The sequence below is a fragment of the Rhodanobacter sp. OK091 genome (assembly GCF_900142825.1).
Lineage (GTDB): Bacteria > Pseudomonadota > Gammaproteobacteria > Xanthomonadales > Rhodanobacteraceae > Rhodanobacter.
This window is the reverse complement of record NZ_FRCH01000002.1, coordinates 586,899-603,405: the sequence shown is the minus strand read 5'-3', so window position 1 is coordinate 603,405 and position 16,507 is coordinate 586,899. Positions and strand designations below refer to the sequence as shown.

The following is a 16,507-nucleotide window of genomic DNA, read 5'->3' as shown; positions in this document are numbered from 1 at the left end:
CCGCAGCCGGGGATCAGCCGCCGTTCTTCGCCAGCCACGCGTCGATCGCCGGCAGGCGCTCGCTGCGCACCATCATGCGGTATTGGATGTTGGCGATCACCGTATCGGCGGCGCGGCGCGAGCCGGCTGCAATGTGAGCGTCGGCGTAGGCCTTGATCTTGCCGATCATCGCCGGATCGTTCGAACTGCCGCCGAGTCCCGGGTAGTAGCGGCTGCTCGAGGTCGAGTCGACCAGCTTGTCTACCTGGGCACGATGCGCCAATGCGAAGTCGAACGCCATGTCCGGATGCTGGTACCCAACGACGCCGATCATGCGGGCGCTGTTGGTGGCGCCCGGTTCGTCGGTGAGTGCCATGTCCAGCGCGCGCTGGGCCAGCGCATCGTCCTCGGCGACGGACAGCAGCGAGTACAGCTGATCCTTGATCAGCGGCGTCGTTTCGGCCTTCGCCATCGCATGCAGCTTGTCCCAGGTGGCCGCATCGGCGTGCCGCGCCACGACCGCAAGAATGGTCTTGCGCAAGGCAGCCGGTATCGCCTTCGGGTCGCTGGCCTGTGCCGCGTAGCGGCGCTGCGCCTCCTTGATCACGGCGGTGTCGCCCAGGTCAGCCAACACGCCGATCAGTTGCGTGCGCAGAATCGTGGTCGGGTCGCCTTCGTCCGCCTTGGCCTCCCAACCGATACGTGCGAATACCGGCTGCAACTGCTTCAGCGCGAACGCATCGAAGCGTGCCTGCCGGGCCTTGTCGCCGCGGTAGTACTGATGCAGGCCGGAGAAGCTGCCGGCGATATCGCCCCAGATCTGGGGATCGGCGTTCGCCGGTGTGGCCTGGGCCAGATCCAGATAGCTCGACGCCGGCTCCAGCCCGGCCATGCCCAGCGCCCAGGTGTCGCCCATCAAGCCCATCTGGTCGATCGGAGCCAGCTTGGCGAAATCGCCCTTGATCGCCGCGAACTGCGCCGGCGAGTACAACGTGCGGTAGTAGCCGCTCTGCCCGGCATTGACCAGCACCGGGCCGCAGCCGGGCACCGACAGCGTAGCCGTGCCATCTACCACCGTGCGTGCCGGCTCGCCGCCCACGCTCTGTGCGATCACCGGCACATGCCACTTCAGCGGAGTCTTGTTCGGGCGGTCCTTGGTGAATTCGCCCTGAGTCAGCTTCAGCGTGGTCTTGCCGCCGCTGCACGCGGACGCCTCCACGCGGATCAGCGGAACGCCCGGCTGCAAGGTGAAATCATGCGCGATCTGAGTGATCGGCTTGCCCGCGGCGGCCTGCACTTCGCGCCACAGATCGTCGGACACCGTGTTGTTGTACGCATGCGCCTTGATATAGCGGCGCACGCCGTCGCGCCAGGTGTCCGCGCCGACGTAGGCTTCCAGCATGCGGATCACCGCTTCGCCCTTGGAATAGGTGATGGCGTCGAACGCCTGACTGGCCTGCTCCACCGTCTCCACGTGCTGCACCACCGGGTGCGTGGTGGCCACCGCGTCGCGCGACATCGCACCTTCGCGCGTGCCCACCGCGTCGAGATCGGTATGCCATTCCGGATGCAGCTTCTCGGTGGTGCGCGCAGCCATCCACGAGGCAAAGCCCTCGTTGAGCCACAAGTCGTCCCACCAGCGCATCGTGACCAGATCGCCGAACCACTGGTGCGCCATTTCGTGCGCGGCGGTGTTGAACACCTGCTGCTTGTCCGACTGCGTCGAGATCGAGGGATCGAGCAGCAGCGCGTATTCGAACGTGTAGATCGCGCCCCAGTTCTCCATCGCCGAGAAGAACTGACTGCTGCCCGGCGAGGCGATGTTGTCCAGCTTCGGCAGCGGGAACGGCACGCCGAAGTAGTCGTTATATTCGTGCAGCACGTCACTGCCCGATTTCAGCGTGAAGCCGGCCTGTGAGGTCAGCCCCTTCTGCGTGATCACGCCGATCTCGGTGCCATCGGAAGTGGCGGTGGCGCGATCGAACTCGCCCAGCCCGAAGAACAGCAGATAAGTCGACATCTTCGGCGACGGCTGGAACTGCACGCGCGTCATGCCGTTGCCGAGGTCGGTCTTCGACGCGGCCGGCATGTTGCTCACCGCCATCTCGCCACTCGGCACGGTCACTTCCAGATTGAAGGTGGCCTTGTACGCCGGCTCGTCCCATGACGGGATGAAGCGGCGTGCGTCGGAATTTTCGAACTGCGTATACAGCGCGCGCTTCTTGCCCGCCTTGGTGTCGTAGTCGATCGCGAACAAGCCGTTGGCCTGGGTGCCGATCTTGCCGGTATAGCTCATCGTCAGCGTGTAGTTGCCGACCGGGATCGGCCCCGCGAAGGTGAACGTCGCCGTCTGTGCAGCGGCATCCACCGACACCTTCGGCGGCGCGAGAGCGGTGACCCGAAGCCGGGTCGGCTTCAGGCTCACCGACGAGAACGTCATGTCGATCGCATTGAGCGTGATGCTGGCAGTCGGCTGCAGCACATCGACCGTCACCGTTACCGTGCCGTCGAAACTCAGCTTGTCCGCATGCGGCGTCACCGCCACGTCGTAATGGCTGGGCCGCACACTGCGCGGCAACTGGGTGGTGGCAAGCTCGGCATGGGACGCGACGAGCGGCGTCGCCGCCATGCCCGTCATTGAAACGCCGGCAAGCGCCAGGGCAATCGCCGAAACCAGAATGCTACGCATGACATCCCCTCAAAGGTGAACTCGACATGCCAGCCGCCAACTAGGTTGATGACGGCTCAAAGGTGTCGAGTAAAAAGAACTGCAACGAAGCGAGCCCTGCAAGAGCAAGCTCCTCGTTTTCCCGATAGTGAGGCCTGACACCGCTCTCGAAATACCGCCGGAAGTCATGCATGACCTTCCGGATCTTTCGAAGTGACAGCAGCCCGGGTCGCCGCATCAAAAAGAGAGCCCGTCCGTGTGCGGCAGCGGCGCCCTTGGCAACGATGACCTGGTCGAAGTCGTGGCACTCACTACTCAGGACCCGCTGGATCCTGCCGTGCCAATCACCAAAGGTACGCCCATCGACATATCGGGCTGACGTGTCGATTCCATCGACATATCTCGAATTCATGTCGAAATATTTATTGAATATCGACATGTTTTACCCTACTGTCGACACCATCGACATGTTCCGCCAACACGTCGATATGGACAGGAGCCCAACTATGCCTTTCGATCCCAAGCAGCCGTACAACACCCTGCCCGAGCTGCCACCGGCTGCCGATATCGAAAGCAAGCCGCTGCTCAAGGCATGCATTGAGGCACGGGCGGCGCTGGCGGCATTGAAAAGTGCCGGCGACCTGATTCCGAATCAGGCGGTACTGATCAACACCATTCCATTATTGGAAGCCCAGGCCAGCAGCGAGATCGAAAACATAGTCACCACCAGCGACGCGTTGTTCCGCTACGCGCAGATGGAAGACCAAGCGGACGACCCAGCCACCAAGGAAGCCCTGCGCTATCGCAGTGCGCTCTACGAAGGGTTTGTCTCGCTCAAGCATCGACCACTCAGCACCAACACCGCGATCCAGGTGTGCAGTCAACTCAAGAACATCGTCATGGATATCCGGCGAATACCGGGCACTGCACTGGCCAATGCCGCCACCGGCGAGCTGATCTATACCCCGCCGGTCGGCGAGGCACTGTTGCGCGAAAAGCTGGCCAACTGGGAGCGCTTCATCCACGAGCACACCGAGATCGATCCGCTGATCCGCATGGCCGTGGCGCATTACCAGTTCGAGGCGATCCATCCATTTCTCGATGGCAACGGCCGCACCGGACGTGTGCTCAATCTATTGCTGCTGGTGGAGCAAGGCCTGCTCACCCAGCCGGTGCTGTATCTGTCGCGTTACATCCTGCGGCACCGTGCCGACTACTACCGCAACCTGCTGGCGGTCACGCGCGACGGTGCCTGGGAGGCGTGGGTCGGTTTCATGCTGGCCGCGGTAACCGACACCGCCCAGTGGACCACCGCCAAGATACAAGCCATCCAGCTACTGCAAGCTCAGGCTACCGCCTTCGTCAAGACTCGTGCATCGAAGATCTACACGCGCGAGTTGGTCGACATGCTGTTCGTACAACCGTACTGCCGCATCCAGAACCTGGTGGAAGCCGACATCGCCAAGCGCCAGACCGCCTCGGTATATCTGAAACAGCTGGCCGACCTGGGCATGTTGCGCGAGATCAAGGTCGGTCGCGAAAAGCTGTTCATCCATCCCAACTTCGTCCGCCTACTTACCAGCGACGATCATCCCGTGCAGCCCTACGGCAACGATCCCGTCCACGTTTGAAGGCTGTCGAAAATCCGCACGCTTACTCTTCCGGCGCAGGCTTCATCTTCTCCAGCACTTCTTCCAGGTCGGTGATCACCGTTTCCAGTGCCTCGTGCAGCTGTCCTTGTCGATCCATCAGGTCGGCAATCTTCTCCGCCTGCTTCAGTTTGGACAGCTCGCCGTCGAACAACAGCCACGCCGCCGTCAGTGTTTCCACGTTGTTCTTGGAGTAGTGCCGCATCTCCTTGAGCTGCGCCACCGTATCGCCGATATGGTCGGCGGGCGTCTTGGCATTTTCGTCGGACATGGATGGTTCCTCCTCGCGAAATGTGGTTATTCGCTCGAACCGTAACGTCTAAGACGCGAAGCAGAGGTCAATATCGAAATCGACCTGCACGAATTGAAGCCCGCGCGATGGTGGATGGGCTGATGTGGCAGCCCGACAACGCTCGGCCTATAACATCGATCCCACGAAACGGCGCTGAAGAACAGCCGAGTCAATGCAAATTCTCGACGATTGAATATCCACTTCTAGTCGTAATCGGTGTACTTGCGTGCATCGCCACGCACTTTCTCGGCCGGGTACTTCGCCCGATTCATCGCAATTTTTTCGCGAACCGCCGAGGACAAATCAATATCAAGCCGGTCCGCAAGGCCGATCAGATAGATAAACACATCAGCTGCCTCGTGGCGGACATGATCGAGTTTCGCAGCACTTAGCTCACCGTTCTCGCCAGTAGCAAGCCACTGGAATGGCTCAAGCAACTCAGCCGCTTCGACGCTTAACGACACAGCAAGATTCTTCGGAGTATGAAATTTTTCCCAGTCGCGTTCGCGAACGAATTCACGCACCAGATCCCGCAGTTCGGTAAGAATATCTACAGCATGTTCGTTCATGCTTGAATGACTCCACTGCTATGTCAGCTATAGAATTTTCGTGATTAAAAGCGAACGGTATCAGCGGCTCAGATTAAAGTAAGTACCAAGACCGCAATGATCCGTGGCCGGTCGTCGTCATCGAGATCAATGATGATCGGTTGATAACGCGCATCCGTGCTGTCCGGTCTTAGCACGACCGATTCATAGACAATACCGCTGTCATCATCACGCTTGCGGGCGTCGTATATTTTCAGCGTATAGCGGCCGCTCTCATCCGGGTCGCCAAGTTCGCGTCGTTCTGCAAGCACCACCTTGCCTTGCCTGCTACCCCTCACATCCGTGGTGAACAGCGCCCATGTACCGTTGGGCACTTTCCGGTTCATCGACTCTCCTACAACCTGCGCGATAAATTGTCCTGGCTGTGGACGGATATGGTCTTGCAAGGTTACCCATTCCACCGCATCCTCTTCCAATGACTGCGCATCGCTGAAATCGCCTGCAGCAATCCTGAGATCGAGCAACGGCACCGCATTTTCCCAGGGGCGAACATCACGCCCTCGCAGAATCTGAAACGGCCGGATGTCCAGCACAGGGGCCGCGCGAGTTTGCTCCGGCATGGGTTCGTTAACCGATGGTTTCAGTGCAAGCCCAAGACTCTCGATGCGGCTACGAACAAACTTTCCCGTCTCCTGATCCTCAAAGTAGACGTAACAACCTTTCATGCCACGAGACAACAAGACACGATAAGTGTTCTTGACGAGGGCCAAAAAACCTTCGGCACGGCGCTTTACTTCTCCATCCTGTGACACAGCGCGATCACCTACCCAGTCGCTGATTGCCGGATCGTATCGAAGATCCCGGCCCCAGATAACACCGACGTAATCGAACTCGAACCCTTGCGCCGTGTAGATGCAACCAATCTGCTCGATGCCTGCCGGATCGTGGGCCCAGAAATCAGATTTGGGTATGCCGGCAGGCAATCCCTTCATATCAGCCCTTGCATTCCAGGGACGCTCGAAGCCACCAATCTTGACGTCCCTCTCCAGTTGGCCATCAGTTGCGAGAACTGACGACCAAGGCCAGCAATAGCCGGCGACCAAGCGAGCCGAATGACCCTCAGCAGCTTTGCCGCGGATCAATGTATCCAAGATCTCAGGACTGTCGACAATCAGTACCTCGAAAGTTTCCTGGGCCTGGTCGAAGATCGGATGAGCTGTTTTGCGCACCCCCAGGGTGTTGTCAACCCACCCCACGAATGCCTCGGATCCCGAGCAGCGAAACTGTGCCTCAAGCCGACTCTCGTGCAGTACACATCGTTGGCTGTCCGCAAACTCCCGGATCAGTGTCGAGGTACCGATCTCGTTGGGTCGAACCACTTGTTGGTCGTCCACCAGGAACACCGTGACCTTGGCCGATTCAATCAGCTCCTGCATCTGCGGTCGCTCGGACTTGTCCGCCTTCTTGGTGAATCGATGATTGCTGGTGGAGCGTATGCGATGTGCTTCATCGCAGATCAGTACATCAATGTCGTTATGCGATGCATGTACAAAATTGTTGAAGAATCTGAATTGCTGCCCTGCTCGAGTTCCGACAATTTTCTGCAGAGTCTTGGTAAACGCTTTCGAACCAGTGGCATGCTGGGCATTGAGTCCCTGGCCCGACAACTCTGCAAGCAGGTTCAGCGCCAGTACCGATTTACCCGTGCCTGGGCCTCCGTGTACAAGAAAGACGTGCTTGCGATAATCCAGCACCGCAGATTCGACCGCCGAGCGGACTTGACTGAAAATGACCTGCTGTTCGTCCAGCAACACGAAGGCAGGTTCCTGCTTGATCACCTGCCCCACATGCGCCAGCAACTTCTTGGCCGGACGATAACGGCTGTTGACGATGCGGCTGAGCGTTTCCTCACCCCCATCCACACCCAGATGTTCCGCCAAATGCTTCGCCAAGCGCGTCGTGTCGCCACCAGTGAACACAGGAACGAGTCGGCGAACTGCATCCGAGCGCTCATCAAAGAGTGGATCGGCACCCTCGGGATGATAGTTATGAAGATAGGCGCAAGCGTCAAGCGAGACCCTGTCCTCACCCTGAAAAGCCTCGTGCATATCCGCCAAGTAACGTCGGTACTGATTCGCCTGCACTGAGGGATGCAACACGTCACGGTGACTGCCGCCCACCCAGGTACGCAGTAAATCATCTGCACTACCCAGCTCCGACTGACTCCATTGCTTCAGTTCGACGATCACGCCACGCTGACGCTTTCCGTGGCTGCCAGTGATTAAGGCATCGAGTCGACGGGAAGTCAGCGGCAATTGAAACTCGAGCAACACACCGCTACGCCCCAGTTGTCCGATTTCGATGACACTTGCCAGTGACTTTAGAGAGTTTTGCCAAGACTGGAATTCGCCCGGTGAAGGCCTATACCTGAAATGTTCTAAGAACGCCTCCGATAGGCGCAAGGCTATCGCATTGTGTGTTGCGGCTTGTACGAAATCCCCCGCAATTCCTGCGTACAGCTGCATACTTGCTCCTACATAAACGGCGCCGACCTTGCTTGCAGCACTCGCGGACTATCCAGTGCCAGGAAGCATACGACAGTACCGGAATTCGCCGCTCCTTTTTTGATGCCTACCCGTACCTCTGCACAGAAACCAAAAAGCCCCGCGTCGCGGGGCTTTTTGGTTCAACCATTACCTCAAGCTTGTGCTCAAGCAAACGGATCATCCAGCACGATCGTGTCGTCACGATCCGCACCGGTGGCCACCAGCGCCAGGCGGCAGCCGGAGAGTTCTTCCACAGCACGCAGATAGGCGCGGGCGGCGGGGGGCAGTTGGTTCCAGTCGCGGATGCCGGCGGTGGATTCCTGCCAGCCGGGGAATTCCAGGTAGACCGGCTTGCATTCGTCCCAGCCGTCAGCGTCCAGCGGGGCCAGTTCGCGGCGCTTGCCGCGGTATTCGTAGGCGATGCAGACCTTGACGGTTTCCAGGCCGTCGAGCACGTCGAGCTTGGTGATGGCCAGGCCGTTGATGCCGTTGATCTGGGTGGCGCGCTTGAGCGCGACCAGGTCGATCCAGCCGCAGCGGCGCGGGCGGCCGGTGCTGGCGCCGAACTCGTTGCCGACCTTGCGCAGGCGCTCGCCCATCTCGTCGTTCAACTCGGTCGGGAACGGACCGCTGCCGACGCGCGTCGCATAGGCCTTGCAGATGCCCAGCACGTAGTCGATGTCACGCGCGCCCACGCCGGTGCCGGCCAGCGCGCCGCCGATGGTGGTGTTGCTGGAGGTGACGTAGGGATAGGTGCCGTGGTCGATGTCCAGCAGCGCGCCCTGCGCGCCTTCGAACAAGATGTTGCCGCCGTCCTTGCGCACGTCGTGCAGGATGGTGGCGACGTCGTCGACCATCGGGCGGATGTACTCGCCCCAAGCCAGCGCGTCGTCCAGCACCTTCTGGTAATCGACCGGCTCGACCTTCAGCCACTGGGTGAGGATGAAGTTGTGGTAGTCGACGGCGGTCTTGATCAGCGCCGGCAGCTCGTGCGGGTACATCAGGTCGGCCACGCGCACGCTGCGGCGGGCGACCTTGTCCTCGTACGCGGGGCCAATGCCGCGGCCGGTGGTGCCGATGGCCTTGCCGCCGGCGGCGATCTCGCGCGCCTTATCGACGGCGATGTGGTACGGCATGATCAGCGGCGTGGCCGGGCTGATCTTGAGGCGCGAGCGCACTTCGACGCCGTTGGCCTCGAGCTCGGCGATTTCCTGGATCAGCGCCTCGGGCGACAGCACCACGCCGTTGCCGATCAGGCACAGCGCGTCGTCGCGCAGGATGCCCGAGGGGATCAGGTGCAGCACGGTCTTCTTGCCCTTGATCACCAGCGTGTGGCCGGCGTTGTGGCCGCCCTGGAAACGGGCCACGGCACTGACCCGCTCGGTCAGCAGGTCGACGATCTTGCCCTTGCCTTCGTCGCCCCACTGGGCACCAAGAATGACTACTGACTTACCCATGCTGTTCTCGCTTCGTTGGTCATGCCCACGGATGGGCATCGTCAAATGTTTGCTCGTCATTCCGGCCTGCGGCGGAATGACGGATAGTTCGAAATACCGTGCCGAATTCCGTCGGCTCAGCGCTTGGCCGCGGGCTGGCCGAAGTAGCGCAGGAACTCGTCGTCCGGCTTCATGATCAGCACACCCTTGCCGTCCTCGAACGACTTCTTGTACGCCTGCAGACTGCGATAGAACGCGAAGAACTCGGGATCCTGGTTATACGCCTGGGCGTAGACGGCCGCCGCCTGGGCGTCGCCTTCGCCGCGGATCTTGGCCGCGTCGCGCTGGGCGTCGGCACGCAGCACCTGGCCCTGGCGGTCGGCATCGGCCTGGATCGTCTCGGCCGATTCCTGGCCGGTGAAGCGCAGTTCGTTGGCCAGTTGCAGGCGCTCGGCGCGCATGCGCTTGTAGACCGATTCGCTGACTTCGTTGGGCAGATCGATGCGCTTGATGCGCACGTCGACCACAGCGATGCCGAGGTTCTTGCGCGCCGAGTTGTCGGTCTGCGCACGCACGCGCTCGGTGATGTCCTTGCGCCCGCCGGAGATCAGGTCGGGCAAGGTGCGCGCGTTGAATTCGAAGCGCAGCGCGTCCTTGACGATCGGGGTCAGCCGCTGCGCCGCGATCAGCTCATCGCCGCCGGTGGCGCGGTAGTACGCGGCGTTGTCGGCCACGCGCCACTTCACGTAGAAGTCGACGTTGACACTCTTTTTCTCGGAGGTGAAATAGCGCTCCGGCGGCGCGTCCAGCGACAGGATGCGCTTGTCGAAATGCATCACCTGCTGCAGCACCGGAATCTTGAAGTGCAGGCCCGGCTGGTAGTCGGTGTGCACGATGCGGCCGAACTGCAGCAGCAGGGCGCTATGCCCTTCGCCGACCACGAACATGCTGTTGAGGCCGAGCAGGATCAGCAGCAGCGCGATGACGGCGGAAGTGATCTTCATCATGGCTGCGTCCCCTTGTCGGCCGCGTTGCCGGCGGCCGGTGCCGGCGTCGGCACGATCGCGCCGACCGAAGCCGAACCGGCTTCAGGCGTCGCCGCCGCGCCCTGCGGTATCGGCAGGTTGATGATGTTGCGACCGCCGGAGCCGTCGATCACCTTGGGGTTGTCGGCCATCACCTGCTCCATGGTTTCCAGCCACAGGCGCTTGCGGGTCACTTCCGGCGCGGCTTTGTACTGGGCCAGGATCAGGTTGAAGCCCGCGGTGTCGCCTTGCGCACGGGCAATCCGCGCCGCCTTGTAACCGGAGGCCTCGGCCGCGATGCGCGCGGCGTCGCCACGCGCGACCGGCACGACTTTGCTGGCGTACGCCAGGGCGCCGTTCTCGATGCTCTGCTTGTCCTCGCGGGCGTTGTTGACGTCGTCGAAGGCGTCCTTCACTTCGTTCGGCGGGGACACGTTCTGGAAGCTGACCTCGGTGACGCGCAGGCCGGAGTCGTAGCCGTCCAGCGTCTTCTGCAACGCCTGTTGGGCCTCGCTGACCAGGCTGGCGCCGGCGGCGGACAGAATCTGGTCCATGTCGCTGCTGCCGATCACCGAGCGCACGGCGGCCTCGGCCGCGGCGCCGATGGTGCCGTCCGGGTCGTTCAGCGAGAACAGGTATTTGCGCGAATCGTCCACCTGGTACTGCACAGTGAAGTCGATGGTGATGATGTTTTCGTCCTTGGTCAGCATGGCCACCTTGTCGGTGACCGAACGGATCCGCGTGGCCTCGACCTTGGTGATCGACTCGATCGGCTGCGGCAGCTTCAGGTGGAAGCCCGGCGCCAGCGTGCGCGAGTACTGACCGAAGCGCAGCACCACGCCGGCTTCGCGCGCACCGACGACGGTGTAGCTGCTCAGCAGCAGGAACACCACCACCAATACCAGCACGGCCAGGAGGATGCTGCCGGGACCCTGCCCCAGCCTGCCCAGATGGCTCTTAGCGTTGTTGAGCAGGTCGTCCAGCGGCGATTTGCCGGAGGGACGCTTCCTGTTCCACGGATCGTTCTGCCCGTTCTTGCCGGGTTCATTCCATGCCACTGTCAGTCTCCTTGAGGCCGTCGGAGGCCGGCAACCCCGGCCGGAACATGTCTTGGCGCCGGACCGGGTTACACATGAGATTCAGCCTGAGCTGTCGATGGTGCACGACCCGATGGGGAGTTGGCCGCACAAACGCTGGATATTCTAGCAGAGCCGGCGCCTCATTCCGCCACGGCGAGCAGCTCGCGCAGCAGCAGGGTTTCGGCGGGATCGCCGCCGCTGAGCGGTGCGATCACGCTGCGCGGTGCGTCGATGCGCAGCTGCCAGCCGTGCTCGTCCACCGTCTCGCCGCTGATCGCACCGGCTGCCTTCAGCCGCGCATGCAACCGCCCGGCCGTCAGCGGCAGCTGCAGCGCCGACTGCACCCGTTCGCCGCCGAGCAGTTCGCCCAGCGCCTGACGCAGCAGATCGAGGCCGACGCCGGTGGCGGCGGACAGCCAGACCCGCACGGGTTTGCCGGCGGCATCGCGGTCGATGCGCGGCTCGGCACCGGCCAGGTCGATCTTGTTCATGATGTGCAGCTGCGGCACGTCGCCGGCGTCGATCTCTTCCAGCACGTTGTCGACCACGCGGTGCAGGCGCTCGCGCTCCTCGTCGGCGGCATCGCTGACATGCAGCAGCAGATCCGCATCGCGAGCCTCGGCCAGGGTGGCGCGGAACGCGGCGACCAGATCATGCGGCAGCTCGCGGATGAAACCGACCGTATCGGCCAGCACGGCCGGCCCGCAGCTGAGGTCTTGCAGCTTGCGCACGGTCGGATCGAGCGTGGCGAACAGCAGGTTGGCAGCGTAGACGTCGCCGGTGGTCAGCGCATTGAACAGGGTCGACTTGCCGGCGTTGGTATAGCCGACCAAGGCCACCTGCGGCACCGTGTTGCGCAAGCGCGAGCGGCGCTGCTGACCGCGCTGGGTCTGCACTTTCTCCAGCCGCTTGGTCAGCATCTTCACGCGCACGCCGATCAACCGGCGGTCGGTTTCCAGCTGGGTTTCGCCGGGGCCGCGGTTGCCGATGGCGCCGCCGCGCTGGGCATCCAGATGGGTCCAGCCGCGCACCAGGCGGGTGGCCAGGTGCTTGAGCTGGGCCAGCTCCACTTCCAGCTTGCCTTCGTGCGAGCGCGCACGCTGGGCGAAGATGTCCAGGATCAGGCCAGCCCGGTCGACCACGCGGATGCCCAGATGCTTCTCGAGGTTGCGTTCCTGCACCGGGGTGAGCACGTGGTCGACCAGCACCACGTCGGCCTCCAGCGCACGCGCCGCCTCGGCGACTTCGTCCGCCTTGCCGCTGCCGATGTAGTAACGCGGGTTGGGATCCTCGACGCGGGCCGCGACCACACCCAGCACGTCGGCGCCGGCGGACTTCACCAGTTCGGCGAATTCCTCGGCACGGCGCGCCGTATCGCCTTCGCCGCGCGAGTGCGGCAGGACCAGGACGGCGCGGTCGCCTTTCTCTTTTCTATCGAACACTAGTGGGTGCGATCCTTCAGGAGCAGACCCACTTCATGCGGGCGGATGCCCCGTCTATCAAGCGTCCGCGTCGGCGGATGCCGGCGCGTCGTGACCTTCATGGCCTTCATGACCGTCGTGGCCATTGCCAATACGCACATTGCGGCTCGGTACCACGGTGGAAATGGCGTGCTTGTAGACCATCTGACTCACCTGGTTGCGCAGCAGCACGACAAACTGGTCGAACGACTCGACCGTCCCCTGCAGCTTGATGCCGTTGACCAGATAGATGGCGACCGGCACGCGTTCGCGCCGCAATGCATTCAAAAATGGATCCTGCAACGATTGTCCCTTGGACATTTCTTGTTCTCCCCTTGCCACGGCACACAGACCGAAGAAAAAACGCCAGAGGCGCCCCGGCCCAACATGCGGGGATGTTAGCTGCTTTCAAATACTTGATGAAAGGGGATTTTTGCGTGGCGCAAGTGCACTGGGTCACGCCGGCGACGCGATCCGGCCGTTATGGCTCGGTCGGTTGATCCCGGCCACCCAGAAACAGTTGCACGGCGTCGGCAGCGCGCACAGCCAGACCGGGCCGATCCGGATCGAACAGGCGGGCGCCGTAGTCGCTGCGCAGCCAGGTGATCTGGCGCTTGGCCAGCTGACGGGTGGCGAAAATGGCCTTGTCGCGAAATTCGGCCGGGTCGGTCAGGCCGTCCAGATGCTCCCATGCCTGCCGGTAGCCGACGGCGCGGATCGCCGGCAGCTCGGCATGCAGGTCGCCGCGTGCGCGCAATGCGCGAACCTCGTCGAGGAAACCCGCCGCCAACATGATGTCGAAACGCTGGGCGATGCGTTCGTGCAGGACCCGCCGGTCTTCGGGCAGCAGCGCCAGCTTGAGCACGCGCCACGGGAAGTACCCCGCCGCGCCGCCCCGTTGCAGTTCGGACAACGGCCGGCCGGTCAGCTCGATCACCTCCAGCGCGCGCTGCAGGCGTTGCGCGTCGTTACAGCCGATCCGTGCCGCTGCTGCGGGATCCTGTTGCGCCAGTCGCACATGCATGGCGGGCCAGCCTATCTGTTCGGCTTCCGCGGACAGCCGCGCCCGGATCTCCGGATCGGCCTCCGGCAAATCGGACAGTCCGTGCTGTAGCGCCCGGAAATACAGTCCGGTGCCACCGACCAGCAGCGGCACCCTGCCCCGCGCACTGATCTGTTGCATCACCGGCAACGCATCGGCACGGAAGTCCGCCGCCGAATACGGTTGGCCGGGATCGCGGATGTCGATCAATGCGTGCGGGTAGCGCGCCAAGATCGTCGCATCGGGCTTCGCCGTGCCGATGTCCATGCCGCGGTAAACCAGCGCCGAATCCACACTGACCAGATCCAGCGCAAAGCGCTCGCTCAGCTCGCACGCTAGCGCCGTCTTGCCGGAGGCGGTGGGACCCATCAGGAAGATGGCGAGGGGGCGGACGTCGATCGGCATCGCAAGAGTTTAGAGGCTGCTGCAGGTAAAAGTTCTTCGATGACACAGTGGCCTCGTGGGAACAACTTCAGTCGTGATTGTCAGATGTCGCGCTAGCCCTGTCGCGACTGAAGTCGTTCCCACAAAGTTGCTTCTGCAAATAGGAAGCATGCAATGACTTACTTCGCCGGCACTCCCATTTCCTTCAGCAGATTGTCGGCGTGATCGAGGTGGTGCATCACCCACAGCATGTAGCGCACATCGACCTGGATGGAACGGTTGAGCTGCGGGTTGAACAGCCAGTCGCCGCTGACCGACTCCCAGTTGCCGTCGAACGCCAGGCCGACCAGCTGCCCGTTCGCGTCCATGGCCGGCGAACCGGAGTTTCCGCCGGTGATATCGAGGTCGGCGAGGAAGTCAACCGGTAAGGTGCCCAGCTTCGGCGACGCATAACCGTCGAATGCCTTCGCCTTGATCGCGGCGAGTTCGGCCTTTGGCGAGTTGAACGGCTCGGCGCCGGTGTCTTTTTCCAGAATGCCCTGCACCGTGGTGAACGGCGCGTAGCTCACGCCGTCGCGCGGCGCGACGCCCTGCACATTGCCGAAGGTGACGCGCAGCGAGCTGTTCGCGTCCGGATAGACCGGCAGGTGCTGCGAGTCCTTCCACGCGATCATTGCCTGCATGTAGCGCGGACGCAGCTTGCTCATCTCGCCGGCGCGCGCGTCCATGTCGTCTTCCAGCTTCTTGAGTTGAGGTTGAACCGCGCGGGCCAGCTCGAGCATGCTGTCGTTGCTGGCCTCGATCGCGCCGCTGTCCGCCTTGAACCACTTCAGGCGCTCATCGGTATTTGCAAGCTGGCTGCCGGCATATAGCGCGGCGACCTTCTGGGTTAGCTGCGCCGCAGTCTTCGCATCGCCGAGCCACGCGTCCAGCGCGGGCAGACGCTGCGCCTTCGGCAGCGTCACATAGCGCTGCAGGCCGTAAACCATGAGCTGCTGGTCGACCTTCGGATCGAAGCGGCGCTCCATCTGCTTCAAGCCGCCTTCGATGCGTACCCAGTCGCGCTGCTGGTAGCCGGTGTCGCGCTCGAGATCCGCCTTCGGCCGCTGCTTCGCCAGACGCACCAACCGCACCGCAGTGCTGAACATCGACGCACGGTTGATCAGGCTGATATCCAGATTGCGCTCGCGATCCGCCTGGTCGGTAGCTATCTGCTGCCGCAGCTTGCCGATATCCGCCGCCAGTGCGGTGTTCTCCGCTCCTCCCTGCCGCTTCAGCCAGGTTTCGAGCTGGGCTTCCTGGGTGCGCTTGACGTCGACCGCGTCGGCACGGCGCAGGCCTTCGAGCTGGCCACCGAAATTCTTCAGATAGTTGTTGAGGCTGGCGACCATGCTGGCGTATTTCACGGCGACCTTGGGATCGGCCTTGCCGGCGGTGTTGATGATGTCGAGCGTGTCCTGGTAGACCTTGATCTGGGTCGGGTAGACCCAGTCGATCGAGTTCTGCACTTCATCGGCGAGGCGGTAGCGGTTGGTGCGGCCCGGGTAGCCGACCACCATCACGTAGTCGCCGTTCTCGACACCGAGCGGGTTCACTTTCAGCACGTGCTTGGGGTGATACGGCACGTTGTCCTTCGCGTAGGTGGCCGACTTGCCGTCCTTCGAGACATACGCACGCAGGTAGCTGAAGTCGCCGGTGTGGCGCGGCCACATCCAGTTGTCGATATCACCGCCGAACTTGCCGATCGACTCCGGCGGCGCGTAGACCAGGCGCACGTCCTTGATCTCCAGCTGCTTGATCAGCTGATAGCTGTAGCCGCCATGGAAGGTGTAGACGTCGCAGCGGTAACCGTCGCTTTCGCAGCCTTTCACCAGCTCCTTGATCGCCAGCTCGATCGCCTTATAGCGCTCGGCGCCGCTCATGCCGTCGTTGAGTTTGGCGTTGACCTCCTTGGTAACGTCTCGGATTTCCTCGGTGACGAACACGCGCATGTCCGGCGAACCCTGCAGCTCCTCCGCCGGCGTCTTCGCCAGGAAGCCGTCGACGATCAGGTTCTTCTGCGGCGTGGAGTTGTATTGCAGCGCGCCGTAGCCGCAGTGGTGATTGGTGACGATCAGCGCATCGGACGACACGAACGAGGCGGTGCAGCCACCGAGGCTGACGATCGCACCCATCGGATAGGCGGTCAGATCGGTCAGTTTGGCCGGGTCGAGCTTCAGGCCGTGCTGCTTCAACGTGTCGGCAATCTTCGGCAACTGGGCGGGCTGCCACATGCCTTCGACGGCATGGGCGGTACCGGCGAGACAGGCGGTCAGCGCGGCGGCGAGCAGAACACGACGCATGGGTAACTCCTTCCAATGTGGACTGGTATCAAGTCATATCGTATTTTCTTGCGATAT

The 16,507-nt window shown here is 62.3% G+C and carries 13 protein-coding genes; 1 reads left to right on the top strand and 12 read right to left on the bottom strand.

Annotated features, from left to right (window positions below; translation table 11 throughout):
- Window positions 1-13 precede the first annotated feature (13 nt).
- Together BUA26_RS12230 and BUA26_RS12225 are read right to left on the bottom strand one after the other, a co-directional pair.
- Window positions 14-2,668 (bottom strand): M1 family metallopeptidase, encoded by a 2,655-nt coding sequence (locus BUA26_RS12230; RefSeq protein WP_072761076.1) that lies wholly within the window; start codon window positions 2,666-2,668, stop codon window positions 14-16.
- A 40-nt stretch (window positions 2,669-2,708) separates the two neighbouring features.
- Window positions 2,709-3,086: a hypothetical protein gene (locus BUA26_RS12225; protein ID WP_072761074.1), complete on the bottom strand. Its 378-nt coding sequence runs from the start codon at window positions 3,084-3,086 to the stop codon at window positions 2,709-2,711.
- A gap of 67 nt (window positions 3,087-3,153) precedes the next feature.
- On the opposite strand from BUA26_RS12225, the gene BUA26_RS12220 reads away from it, so the two are divergent.
- Window positions 3,154-4,278, top strand: coding sequence for a protein adenylyltransferase Fic (locus tag BUA26_RS12220; protein ID WP_072761072.1), 1,125 nt, complete (start codon window positions 3,154-3,156; stop codon window positions 4,276-4,278).
- A 22-nt stretch (window positions 4,279-4,300) separates the two neighbouring features.
- Here the strand turns inward: BUA26_RS12220 and BUA26_RS12215 are convergent, their stop codons facing one another.
- From BUA26_RS12215 to BUA26_RS12170, 10 genes are all read right to left on the bottom strand, one after another.
- The gene (locus tag BUA26_RS12215; protein ID WP_072761070.1) at window positions 4,301-4,567 is read right to left on the bottom strand and encodes a hypothetical protein; all 267 of its coding nucleotides are present in this window, start codon (window positions 4,565-4,567) and stop codon (window positions 4,301-4,303) included.
- Between the two features lie 224 nt (window positions 4,568-4,791).
- Window positions 4,792-5,157, bottom strand: coding sequence for a nucleotide pyrophosphohydrolase (locus tag BUA26_RS12210; protein WP_072761068.1), 366 nt, complete (start codon window positions 5,155-5,157; stop codon window positions 4,792-4,794).
- Between the two features lie 68 nt (window positions 5,158-5,225).
- Window positions 5,226-7,661, bottom strand: a complete 2,436-nt coding sequence (locus BUA26_RS12205; RefSeq protein ID WP_072761066.1) for a DNA/RNA helicase domain-containing protein — start codon at window positions 7,659-7,661, stop codon at window positions 5,226-5,228.
- Window positions 7,662-7,846: 185 nt separating this feature from the next.
- Window positions 7,847-9,139 (bottom strand): adenylosuccinate synthase, encoded by a 1,293-nt coding sequence (locus tag BUA26_RS12200; protein ID WP_072761567.1) that lies wholly within the window; start codon window positions 9,137-9,139, stop codon window positions 7,847-7,849.
- 116 nt (window positions 9,140-9,255) lie between these two features.
- Window positions 9,256-10,122, bottom strand: coding sequence for a protease modulator HflC (gene hflC / locus BUA26_RS12195; RefSeq protein ID WP_072761064.1), 867 nt, complete (start codon window positions 10,120-10,122; stop codon window positions 9,256-9,258).
- Entirely contained in the window at window positions 10,122-11,201 is a 1,080-nt protein-coding gene (gene hflK / locus BUA26_RS12190) for an FtsH protease activity modulator HflK (protein ID WP_072761062.1), read from the bottom strand. Before hflK ends, hflC begins: the two co-directional genes overlap by 1 nt.
- Before the next feature lie 161 nt (window positions 11,202-11,362).
- Complete coding sequence (gene hflX / locus BUA26_RS12185; RefSeq protein ID WP_072761060.1) at window positions 11,363-12,664, bottom strand: ribosome rescue GTPase HflX; 1,302 nt, start codon at window positions 12,662-12,664, stop codon at window positions 11,363-11,365.
- 57 nt (window positions 12,665-12,721) lie between these two features.
- On the bottom strand, window positions 12,722-13,003 hold the full coding sequence (hfq, locus tag BUA26_RS12180; RefSeq protein WP_072761058.1) for an RNA chaperone Hfq: 282 nt from the start codon (window positions 13,001-13,003) through the stop codon (window positions 12,722-12,724).
- A gap of 160 nt (window positions 13,004-13,163) precedes the next feature.
- Complete coding sequence (miaA, locus tag BUA26_RS12175) at window positions 13,164-14,129, bottom strand: tRNA (adenosine(37)-N6)-dimethylallyltransferase MiaA (RefSeq protein WP_072761056.1); 966 nt, start codon at window positions 14,127-14,129, stop codon at window positions 13,164-13,166.
- A 158-nt stretch (window positions 14,130-14,287) separates the two neighbouring features.
- On the bottom strand, window positions 14,288-16,450 hold the full coding sequence (locus BUA26_RS12170) for a S46 family peptidase (RefSeq protein WP_072761054.1): 2,163 nt from the start codon (window positions 16,448-16,450) through the stop codon (window positions 14,288-14,290).
- Window positions 16,451-16,507 lie beyond the last annotated feature (57 nt).

What these genes read in the sequence shown, in the direction of transcription:
- BUA26_RS12230 (WP_072761076.1), bottom strand. Translation starts at nt 2,668, where the DNA reads ATGCGTAGCATTCTGGTTTCGGCGATTGCCCTGGCGCTTGCCGGCGTT.
- BUA26_RS12225 (WP_072761074.1), bottom strand. Translation starts at nt 3,086, where the DNA reads ATGTCGATATTCAATAAATATTTCGACATGAATTCGAGATATGTCGAT.
- BUA26_RS12220 (WP_072761072.1), top strand. Translation starts at nt 3,154, where the DNA reads ATGCCTTTCGATCCCAAGCAGCCGTACAACACCCTGCCCGAGCTGCCA.
- BUA26_RS12215 (WP_072761070.1), bottom strand. Translation starts at nt 4,567, where the DNA reads ATGTCCGACGAAAATGCCAAGACGCCCGCCGACCATATCGGCGATACG.
- BUA26_RS12210 (WP_072761068.1), bottom strand. Translation starts at nt 5,157, where the DNA reads ATGAACGAACATGCTGTAGATATTCTTACCGAACTGCGGGATCTGGTG.
- BUA26_RS12205 (WP_072761066.1), bottom strand. Translation starts at nt 7,661, where the DNA reads ATGCAGCTGTACGCAGGAATTGCGGGGGATTTCGTACAAGCCGCAACA.
- BUA26_RS12200 (WP_072761567.1), bottom strand. Translation starts at nt 9,139, where the DNA reads ATGGGTAAGTCAGTAGTCATTCTTGGTGCCCAGTGGGGCGACGAAGGC.
- hflC (WP_072761064.1), bottom strand. Translation starts at nt 10,122, where the DNA reads ATGAAGATCACTTCCGCCGTCATCGCGCTGCTGCTGATCCTGCTCGGC.
- hfq (WP_072761058.1), bottom strand. Translation starts at nt 13,003, where the DNA reads ATGTCCAAGGGACAATCGTTGCAGGATCCATTTTTGAATGCATTGCGG.
- miaA (WP_072761056.1), bottom strand. Translation starts at nt 14,129, where the DNA reads ATGCCGATCGACGTCCGCCCCCTCGCCATCTTCCTGATGGGTCCCACC.
- BUA26_RS12170 (WP_072761054.1), bottom strand. Translation starts at nt 16,450, where the DNA reads ATGCGTCGTGTTCTGCTCGCCGCCGCGCTGACCGCCTGTCTCGCCGGT.